We start from the raw sequence: 679 nt of genomic DNA on the forward strand, positions 1-679 counted from the left end.
CAATAGGGTAGTAAAAAATGTTAACAATTGAGCTATACTTATACTAATTGATGAGGAGATGTATTTTTATGATGATAGTTAAGGTTAGAAAAAATGCAGATGGAGATATTACAAATGTATTAACTAGTGCTGGTGAAGAATTGGATGTGAGCAAAGCGGTAGCTTTAGCAAAGGTAGGGACAGTAGAGTCAGTAATCGTTGGTAAAAATAGAAATGGAAATGATGTTATAAAGTCATCATCAAATAGTACTACAGAAGATAATTTAGATAATCTCCCAACTTTCTAATATAAAATGGTTAAGGCCTCTTCATTTACTTTTCTAATTAATGTAGGGGCATATATTTTACTTGTTAGTAATAAATAGAATTAATTAATTTTGATAGGTATACTATCCCTAGTGTGTCAGTATAAAGAAAGTTTACGATACAAGAGTATTACAGAGATTAATACATATAATTGTCGTATTAAAGAAAAAGACTAAAACTGATTATGGTCAAAGATGATATTATATTACTTGTCGCTGAGATTAAGTGGCAATAAAGTAAAAAAGCATAAGGCAACAACAGATAAATGATTTAAAAAAACTGTTGACAACTTAAGCAATAACAGATATACTTGTAGAAGTCGTCACATGATGACAAAGCAAATTGGTCTTTGAAAATTAAACAGAGAAATAGG

1 protein-coding gene is annotated in these 679 nt (G+C 29.2%); it reads left to right on the forward strand.

Features of this window, described 5'->3' with window-relative positions; all coding sequences use genetic code 11:
- Nucleotides 1-68 precede the first annotated feature (68 nt).
- Nucleotides 69-287 carry a DUF3892 domain-containing protein gene (locus KPL50_RS26670; protein WP_216301475.1) on the forward strand — a complete coding sequence of 73 codons (219 nt, stop codon included), beginning with the start codon at nt 69-71 and terminating at the stop codon, nt 285-287.
- Nucleotides 288-679 lie beyond the last annotated feature (392 nt).

Origin of the sequence: Clostridium sp. CF012 (assembly GCF_018861755.1) — a bacterium.
In the GTDB taxonomy this organism is placed as follows: Bacteria; Bacillota; Clostridia; order Clostridiales; family Clostridiaceae; genus Clostridium_AD.

Excerpts from the sequence above, each read along its gene's own strand:
- KPL50_RS26670 (WP_216301475.1), top strand. The coding sequence starts at position 69 with ATGATGATAGTTAAGGTTAGAAAAAATGCAGATGGAGATATTACAAAT.